Raw genomic sequence first — 8,689 nt, forward strand, 5'->3', positions numbered from 1 at the left:
CCCCCTCTCCCCCTCTCCCCCTCTTCCCCTTCCGCAGTCAGCAGCCAGCGAGGCACCGGTTGCTGGAAAAATCGCAAGTTTGGGTCAAATTGGTGCGATCGCGAACACACGATTTGCACCGGTTGTGGGGGCTTCCCTTGCAGTTCCCTCTGTTTGAGCAATTCCGGCGAAATCACTCTCATCGTCGTTCCATAAGCCTGTAAAGTGCCGTTGCCGAACAAAACGGCATCGTTTGCTGCTACTTGCTGTTCGAGGTGGGCTTTGTCGTTGGCTGAACCGAATCTCGCGGGCGATCGCACTTGATCTGCAATCTTACCGTCGGCACTGATCGCGAGTATGACTGTGGCGTAAGGTCGATCGATCTTATCTGTCATTAATTTATGGAACTTTCGCACAACATCATAACGGAAAAAGAGGACACGGCAGTGCCGTTTCCCTACCGTAAAATGTCGAATCGCCCGATCGCATAACCATCACCCAATTCATTGTAGGGAAAGAGGAATTTGACAAAATTGGATATTTCTGCTATGATTTCCTGAAGTAAATCGCAATTAAAGCTCAACTATAAATGTATGGAAGCTGTAATTGAAAGCATTGTAAGTAAGCTGCGTTATTTAGGAAAACCGCAGCTAGAAGTAGTTCTTAATTTTGTTGATTTCCTAACTTGGCAGTCAGCTCCTGGTCAGTCATCAAAGGTAAGTGATTCTGATGCAGAAATTAGCGATCGCGATTTTGAAATACTTTTAGATGAACTCGCTGATGATTTTATTAAAAGTCTGGGAGGTAATGTGCCAGTGCTATCAGATTTTGCTATAAGTCGTGAAGGTATCTACGAGGAGCATCCTTAGCAATGTTATGCCTTGTAGATACGAATATTCTGCTGCGGTTTTCCGATCGCTCTCATCCTTTATATCCTGTAATCCGCAATGCTGTAAAAAAATTGCGACAGGATGGATATAAACTGCAAGTAGCCTCACAAAACTGCGTTGAATTTTGGAACGTTGTTACTCGCCCGATCGAGAAAAATGGCTTTGGGTTGACTCCTGCTGATGCCGAGCTCAAGTTACGCCGGATCGAACGTCTTTTCCCATTGTTTCCCGACACGCATCTAACTTACTCGGAGTGGCGTAGGTTGGTTGTTACTTACAGAGTTTTGGGAGTTCAGGTGCATGATGCTCGTCTTGTGGCTATTATGAAAGCAAACGGTGCATCACACATTTTGACGCTAAATGTTAAGGATTTTACTCGCTACGCCAATGAAGGAATTGTGCCGATCGATCCGAATACTATTTCTTAACAATAAAACTCGATCGCCCATTGCCCCAGAAACCGGGTTTTTACCGAAATACTTCCCTACAACCCACAGATTCCGGCAAAAACCCGGTTTCTTTGGTTGAAACCGCCGGGATTTATTTTTTAAGGTAAATAACCTAACGTAAATAATACGATATTTTCTAATTGTGCCAGTATCTCTGGGTTGACTTCACCAATTTTATTTCGCAATCTTGTTTTATCCAAAACTCGTAGTTGATGGCACAATGCAACAGAATCTTGAGTCAATCCTCCTTCACCACCGGGAATCAAAATGCAGGAAGGAAGAGATGCGCGGCGCAGATTAGTTGTGAGAGGAATACTGATAACAGTAGTCGTGTACCTCGAAATAGTATCGTTCTGAAAAACAATTGTAGGACGTACACCAGCCTGTTCGGAACCTTGTGTCGGATCGAGGTTGGCAATCCAGATTTCACCTCGTCTGATTGTCATGCCAAATCCTCATGTTTGAGAAGTTCTGCATATTCGCTGATTCCGAGTTCCGCAAGTTGTCGGTCTTCTTCGGCAAATTCGCTGTAGAGTGCAGCTAAGTTGGTTTCATCGATCGCAGGAATAGTCACTAATCTGGCACGGAATTTCAGAAAGGCAATAAATTCAAATACTTGTTGGAGTTGTTCTCGATCGAGCTTTTCTAAGTCTTGTTGGATTAACTCTTTCATGACAGTCATTTTTGTTGTCAAGTTTTCTGTATTATAGCCCGATCGCACAAATCCCCAAAAGTCGATCGCGGTGTCCCAGAAACCGGGTTTTTTCCGAAATACTTCCCTACCACCCACAGATTCGGGTAAAAACCCGGTTTCTTTGCTGGGTGGCGAGGCCCCAGAAACCGGGTTTTTTCCGAAATACTTGCCTACAACTCACAGATTCGGGCAAAAACCCGGTTTCTTTGCTGGGTGGCGACGGCCCAGAAACCGGGTTTTTTACGAAGATAGTTGATTTTAGTCTAGAAATTTGGTAAAAACCCGGTTTCTTTGTCGAAGTCTGTAAGCCCTGAAAAGCTCTCATCCCAAAGAAGAGACGGCGGTTGAAACCGCGTCTACACAGACAAAACCCACCTCCGTGGGTTGAAGATAATTTGTCTTAGTCCACGGAGGTGGACTTCGTTTGTGTAGCCGCGGTTTCAACCGCCGGGTTCTAATGATATCAACCCTCAAATCAATTTCCCAACAACTCCTGAAACCGCACATCGCCGCGAATCCCATCAAAATCGGTATCAGTTTTTGCCAACTCTCGACATCTTTCCGGTTCCAATTCAATCGCGCGCTGCAAATTTTCCACCGCTAACTCAACCTGATTCTGCAAGGCAAAACAGCAAGATTTATTATAATAAGCACCTGTACAATTTGGATCGATTTCTAAAACTTTATCCCAATTAGCCCTTGCCTCGTCATAACGACCTAAAGTTAGTAAAGCATAAGCTCGATTATCCAAGATATCAGCATCATCAGGCTGCAATTCTAAAGCGCGATCGTAGCTGGATATTGCCTCCTCAGCGCGTCCGAATCTTTGCAGGGCATAGCCGCGCCAGTCCCATAAATAGGCTTGATTAGGTTCGATTTTAATCGCTAAATCTAAACAGCAAATAGCTTGCTCGTAGCGTTCTAACTCGAATATTTCTTTCGTTTTTTCAAACCAAAATTCGTAGTCATCGGGCTGAATGTTAATAGCAACATCCCAGTTTTCGCGCGCCAATTCTTGACTGCCACACTTCATTTGTGCAAAGCCTAGACAAAACCAAAAATCGCGGTCTTTCCCGGCTATTTTTCTTGCTTGGTCGAGACTGACAATGGCTTCTGCATAGCGCTCCAACTCATACAAAACCTTACCTTGTTCCCACCAAACAATCAGCGCATCCGGCCTTATTTCTGTAACTTCAGCTAATTTTGCTAGGGCGGCTTTATATTGTCCTTGTTTTGCCAGCCTCAAACCACTGTAAAACAAATTAACGGAATTATTTAGCCCAGCAGCATCGCCCAAATCCCCCATTCCTTCCAAACGCAGGAAATGCACCCGGCCCGAATCATCGCCCGCTACAACTGTCACTCCATCAGGCGCAAAAGCACAGCCGTTAAACGGACCATCTCCGGTGAAACTAGCAACCTCTGTAGCTATGAGCAAATCCCAGACTTTCAGGGTATTATCGTTTGAAGCGGAAATCGCGGTTTTTCCGTCGGGTGCGATCGCCACTGCTTTTACCGAGTTACGATGACCGGTGAGAGTTTTTAGTTCCCAGCCTGTCTCGATGTCCCAGATTTTCAGCGTTTTATCCTCTGAAGCGGAAATCACTGTTTTGCCATCGGGTGCGATCGCCACTGCATTTACTCCGCCGTAACTATGACCCGTGAGAGTTTTCAGTTCTGAGCCTGTCTCGGTGTCCCAGATTTTCAGGGTTTTATCCTCTGAAGCGGATATCGCGGTTTTGCCGTCGGGTGCGATCGCCACTGCTCGTACCGCGTCACTATGACCGGTGAGAGTTTTCAGTTCCCGGCCTGTTTCGGTGTCCCAGATTTTCAGGGTTTTATCATTGGAATTGAACAATGATCCTGAAGCGGAAATTGCGGTTTTACCGTCGGGTGCGATCGCCACTGCTTTTACCCAGCCAGTATGACCGGTGAGAGTTTTCAGTTCCCGGCCTGTCTCGGTGTCCCAGATTTTCAGCGTTTTATCCTCTGAAGCAGAAATTGCGGTTTTACCGTCGGGTGCGATCGCCACTGCATTTACCGAGTCACTATGACCGATGAGAGTTTTCAGTTCTGAACCTGTCTCGGTGTCCCAGATTTTCAGCATTTTATCATCTGAAGCGGAAATCGCGGTTTTTCCATCGTGTGCGATCGCCACTGCATATACACAGTCACTATGACCCGTGAGAGTTTTCAGTTCTGAACCTGTCTCGGTGTCCCAGATTTTCAGCGTTTTATCCTCTGAAGCGGAAATCGCTGTTTTTCCGTCGGGTGCGATCGCCACTGCATATACACAGTGACTATGACTGGTGAGAGTTTTCAGTTCTGAACCTGTCTCGGTGTCCCAGATTTTCAGCGTTTTATCATCTGAAGCAGAAATCGCGGTTTTGCCGTCGGGTGCGATCGCCACTGCATATACACAGTCACTATGACCCGTGAGAGTTTTCAGTTCTGAACCTGTCTCGGTGTCCCAGATTTTCAGCGTATTATCCCATGAAGCGGAAATCGCGGTTTTGCCGTCGGGTGCGATCGCCACTGCAAATACCAAGGAACTATGACCCGTGAGAGTTTTCAGTTCCCGACCTGTCTCGGTGTCCCAGATTTTTAGGGTATTATCCGATGAAGCGGAAATCGCTGTTTTTCCATCCGGTGCGATCGCCACTGCATATACACAGTCACTATGACCCGTGAGAGTTTTCAGTTCCCGACCTGTCTCGGTGTCCCAGATTTTCAGGGTATAATCCCATGAAGCGGAAATCGCTGTTTTTCCGTCGGGTGCGATCGCCACTGCATATACCCAATCACTATGACCCGTGAGAGTTTTCAGTTCCCAGCCTGTCTCGATGTCCCAGATTTTTAGGGTATTATCCGAAGAAGCGGAAATCGATGTTTTTCCATCCGGTGCGATCGCCACTGCATTTACCGATTCACTATGACCCGTGATAGTTTTCAGTTCTGAACCTGTCTGGGTATCCCAGATTTTCAGGGTGTGATCTCTGGATGCGGAAATAGCTGTTTTGCCGTCGTGTGCGATCGCCACTGCATTTACCCTGGAACTATGACCGGTGAGTGTTCGCAAACATCCTTCACCAGGCTGCTCTAAATTAGCTTTCAAAGGCCGCAACCAAGGACGATCTTTCCACTCCTTTGCTTGTCCCAGCATCCCCTGAATCCCAGGCATTTCAAAATCCAACAACCTCCCCAATAAATGCCCTGCAAGCTGCGTTTTATCCCTTTCCAAAATATGCGCCGACTTGCGAATTGCCCCTTGAATCAATCTCAGAGTTTCACTTTGCTCCCCCGACAGCAACACATCAGAAATTCTCGCTAAATCGTAATCATCAATTAGCGCTTGTACCCCCAAAAATTCCAGTTTCATCTCAATAAAACCGAAATCCGTCAACCAAGCACAATAACGGTCAACCTTCCCCCGTTTCGCAAATCTCTTGGGTTGGTATTTCACCAACAAATCTCGATCTTCCTGACACTGCTGCGCCAACCACAAACCTAAATCGCTCATAGCGGCGCTCCTCCTGTAGAGTTATCGCTAATGTCATCGTTAATGTCATCCAGTGTTATTCCTGCCGACTGCACAGTTTCATCCGCTTCTAGAAACTGCCGAAAACTGTTGTGATAGATAGTGTATCGAGTTTCCTTCCCTACTTTCTCATGTCGCAAAAACGAATTCCATTTTCCGAGCACCTGCTGTACTTTCATAACATTTTTCTCGCGGGCAGATTTAGCCAACCAGCGACCAGAAACAGGTTCCTCTGCTTGCGACAGAAAATAGATAATCCTAACTTTCAATTCCAGCAGAGGATCGTCTTCCCTGCCCATCATCTGTCCCCAGTGTTTTTGATAATATTCCTCCAAACCCGCTGGCAAATCATTTAAATTCACATCATTGTACGTGTCGCCTTCAATCTCATCAAGTACGTGGCGGAGATAGATAAATTTCTTTTCGCTTTTCTCGGCTACCGCCGTCACAAACTGTTCCCGCTGCAAATTTCGAGCTTTAATCCAATCCTTAATTAACTGGCTTCTCTCCGTGCGTTTTGCCAGAAAAGCCTTGACATCTTCGAGACTTTCTGCACTGTATTTCATCAAATCAAAAACAGTCTTGTTAGCTGCCGGCATAGGCAGGAATTCCGGCCGCTTGGAAACAATAAAATAAACGTTATCAGGCAAATCATTAGGCAAGTACGAAACATTGCTACCGCTAGTTTGAGCCTTCCAATCAACTTCATCCAGCGCATCCACCACAAAAATTATTTTTTTATCCCTGCTAGACTTAGCGCTAACTTCCTCCAGCAACTCGCATAGAACGATGTTGTTTTTTATGGCATTTTCCGGCATTCGCGGATATTTATGTTTAAGGTAAAAACCCTCAATTAACTGAGTGCAAGCATTTTCCAAAAAAGTTTCAGCGCTGACAATTCCGTCCGGTTTAGAGTTGAAATGAGTAACGCAGCGACGCTTCAGCATCACCACACAAGCAGCCATGATCGCGCTTTTCCCAACACCAGGTTCCGCCTCTAAAACAAAATAGCCTTTCTGATTTTTCCTCAGAAACTCGTTAATTGCTTCAAACACAAATTTCCGACCAGTAAAGTCTTTAATTCTGTCCTGAATAATCGTCTCAGACTTAACGGGAATCGGCAAACCGGGTGCAGTAGGATCGATATATCTTTCCAGCAATGCCCGAATCTGCGCCAAATCGTCGCGGATGCCAATTTCCATCGCGCCCAATTTTGCCATCACTTGACAAATCTGTTCGCGAGTCGCCACCGCCTCCAACTTGTCCAGAATCTCCCGATTTTGCAGCCCCAAATCCTTGAGATCCGCCAAAGCAATTTGGTGCAAATTCAACAGCATCGCCGCAAACTTTTCTCCACCCTGCGCCGCATCTCGTTTCAGCACTTCGCGGTACGCCTTCGGGAATGTTTCGTAGAGTCTTTGCGCCACAAATTCCACGATTTCTGCATCAAAGGATTTCCCCTCGCTGCGGGCGAATTCCCCGATGAATCTTGCCCAATCTGCCGGTGTCAATCCCGTCACCCGATCGAACTCCGCAGCATCCGCCGAAAAAATCAGAGTCAGTTGCTCTTCGGAAATATTTAAACCCCTTGACAAATCCGCCCCTTGTGTGCTAATATTCAGCCAATATTCAGGAGTCTTGTCGGCTAATTTATCTAAATCCTGTTCTGGATAGGGCAAATTTTTCGTTTCGGCGATCGCAATTAACTCATCCAATTTCGCCACATCGTATTTCAAAATATAGCCGATCGCCTCACCAGCCGCCTTACTCAAATCATGATTATCAAGAATATTCGGATTTTTCGCCAACTTTTCGGCCATCCGATTTCCCAAGTCGTTAGCCGCCATATTCCCCGCAATACCACCCGCGATCGTTGCTAAAATAGCAATCCCCCCAACGACGGGATTAGCCATCACACCCAATGCTGCTGTCACACCCGGATTGGCGATCGCGCTAGCAATCATTGGCGCAACACCCATCACCGCACTGCATCCAAGAACCCTAACTTTAGTATTAGCTAAATCAACTAACGACATACTTTTAATATTCCCCGCACTTTGCAACAGTTTAGCGCGGTCAGATAATTAAATACAAAGTTAATTAATCTCACATCTTCCACCATTCTTAAGAACAGGCAAGATGCCTGTTCCACAATCATTTTTAGGAACAGGCAAGATGCCTGTTCCACAAAACTAAATTTTCTTGTGGGGCGGGCGTCTCGCCCGCCCAAAAATATAATCTGCCCGCCCCCGCAACCGACTGGCTGCCCCGCAACGGTTTGTAAAGTTTTTTTTCAACCCGATCGCACAGCTTGTATTTAACGGATAATGTCAGATCATTTATTTTTGTCCTCCAGCGATCGCCCTCAAAACAACTTTACTTTTCTTTACAAACAGCAACGAAAACACGGCGCAGAAAACAATAATTTCGTTACAGACTTTAAATGCGACGCGCGATCGACTAAAGTAAAAAAAATGGCTTTATCCGTTTATTCATCGCAAAGGAAACAAAGCTCATGGTTCAACGCGGTTCGACAGTCCGGATTCTCCGCAAAGAATCCTACTGGTATCAAGAAGTGGGCACCGTTGCTACGGTAGACCAAAGCGGCATTAAATACCCAGTTATCGTTCGCTTTAACGCCGTAAATTATGCAGGCGTCAACACCAACAACTTCGCCCAAAGCGAAGTAGTCGAAGTTGCAGCCCCCAAAGCAAAAGCCAAAACAGCGACTCCAGCAGCTTCCGGCGGCAAGCAAACCACCATCGATCCGAAAACCCGCAAAACCGGCGGCGGCGGAGCCCCCAACCAGCCGAAAACTTCGGCAGACAGCAAACCAGGTGCCGAAGTGCCCGGCAGCGTCGAAGGTGCACCGAATCAAGGAACAGAACAGCGCTAATTGTGCCAGAACTGCCAGAAGTTGAAACTATTTGCCGGGGTTTGAATCAACTTACCCTCGATCGCGAAATTTTGGGCGGAGACGTGCTGTTAAATAGCTCGATCGCCCGCTCAATCTCTGCGACCGATTTTTTGACAAAACTCAAAGGAAAGTCGATCGCATCTTGGTACAGGCGTGGCAAATACCTTCTGGCAGAACTATCGCAAGGGAGAGGGGGAGACGGGGAGAGGGGGAGACGGGGAG

9 protein-coding genes are annotated in these 8,689 nt (G+C 46.6%); 4 read left to right on the forward strand and 5 right to left on the reverse strand.

The annotated features are described in order from the left end of the window. Nucleotides 1-374: dihydrofolate reductase family protein (locus K4039_RS26030; RefSeq protein WP_265239401.1), on the reverse strand; the 374-nt coding region annotated here is incomplete at its 3' end. A 198-nt stretch (nt 375-572) separates the two neighbouring features. Here K4039_RS26030 and K4039_RS26035 point away from each other — a divergent pair. Both K4039_RS26035 and K4039_RS26040 read left to right on the forward strand, forming a co-directional pair. Further along, nucleotides 573-848 (forward strand): hypothetical protein, encoded by a 276-nt coding sequence (locus K4039_RS26035; protein ID WP_265239402.1) that lies wholly within the window; start codon nt 573-575, stop codon nt 846-848. 2 nt (nt 849-850) lie between these two features. After that, nucleotides 851-1,297, forward strand: coding sequence for a PIN domain-containing protein (locus K4039_RS26040; RefSeq protein ID WP_265239403.1), 447 nt, complete (start codon nt 851-853; stop codon nt 1,295-1,297). Nucleotides 1,298-1,416: 119 nt separating this feature from the next. Here K4039_RS26040 and K4039_RS26045 read toward each other — a convergent pair whose 3' ends face one another. The 4 genes from K4039_RS26045 to K4039_RS26060 form a co-directional block, all read right to left on the reverse strand. Beyond that, on the reverse strand, nt 1,417-1,764 hold the full coding sequence (locus tag K4039_RS26045; protein WP_265239404.1) for a type II toxin-antitoxin system PemK/MazF family toxin: 348 nt from the start codon (nt 1,762-1,764) through the stop codon (nt 1,417-1,419). Then, complete coding sequence (locus tag K4039_RS26050) at nt 1,761-2,108, reverse strand: hypothetical protein (protein ID WP_265239405.1); 348 nt, start codon at nt 2,106-2,108, stop codon at nt 1,761-1,763. The genes K4039_RS26045 and K4039_RS26050 overlap by 4 nt, the downstream gene beginning before the upstream one ends. A gap of 379 nt (nt 2,109-2,487) precedes the next feature. Beyond that, entirely contained in the window at nt 2,488-5,532 is a 3,045-nt protein-coding gene (locus K4039_RS26055) for a tetratricopeptide repeat protein (protein WP_265239406.1), read from the reverse strand. Then, nucleotides 5,529-7,586 carry an ATP-binding protein gene (locus tag K4039_RS26060; RefSeq protein WP_265239407.1) on the reverse strand — a complete coding sequence of 686 codons (2,058 nt, stop codon included), beginning with the start codon at nt 7,584-7,586 and terminating at the stop codon, nt 5,529-5,531. Before K4039_RS26060 ends, K4039_RS26055 begins: the two co-directional genes overlap by 4 nt. A gap of 479 nt (nt 7,587-8,065) precedes the next feature. On the opposite strand from K4039_RS26060, the gene K4039_RS26065 reads away from it, so the two are divergent. Beyond that, on the forward strand, nt 8,066-8,446 hold the full coding sequence (locus K4039_RS26065; RefSeq protein WP_265239408.1) for a photosystem I reaction center subunit IV: 381 nt from the start codon (nt 8,066-8,068) through the stop codon (nt 8,444-8,446). Between the two features lie 2 nt (nt 8,447-8,448). Continuing rightward, a partial coding sequence (locus K4039_RS26070) for a DNA-formamidopyrimidine glycosylase family protein (RefSeq protein WP_321161664.1) occupies nt 8,449-8,689 on the forward strand: 241 nt, incomplete at its 3' end.

It is taken from the genome of Lyngbya sp. CCAP 1446/10 (assembly GCF_026130175.1).
Taxonomy (GTDB): domain Bacteria; phylum Cyanobacteriota; class Cyanobacteriia; order Cyanobacteriales; family Microcoleaceae; genus Microcoleus.

What these genes read in the sequence shown, in the direction of transcription:
- K4039_RS26045 (WP_265239404.1), bottom strand. Translation starts at nt 1,764, where the DNA reads ATGACAATCAGACGAGGTGAAATCTGGATTGCCAACCTCGATCCGACA.
- K4039_RS26060 (WP_265239407.1), bottom strand. Translation starts at nt 7,586, where the DNA reads ATGTCGTTAGTTGATTTAGCTAATACTAAAGTTAGGGTTCTTGGATGC.
- K4039_RS26065 (WP_265239408.1), top strand. Translation starts at nt 8,066, where the DNA reads ATGGTTCAACGCGGTTCGACAGTCCGGATTCTCCGCAAAGAATCCTAC.
- K4039_RS26040 (WP_265239403.1), top strand. Translation starts at nt 851, where the DNA reads ATGTTATGCCTTGTAGATACGAATATTCTGCTGCGGTTTTCCGATCGC.
- K4039_RS26035 (WP_265239402.1), top strand. Translation starts at nt 573, where the DNA reads ATGGAAGCTGTAATTGAAAGCATTGTAAGTAAGCTGCGTTATTTAGGA.
- K4039_RS26055 (WP_265239406.1), bottom strand. Translation starts at nt 5,532, where the DNA reads ATGAGCGATTTAGGTTTGTGGTTGGCGCAGCAGTGTCAGGAAGATCGA.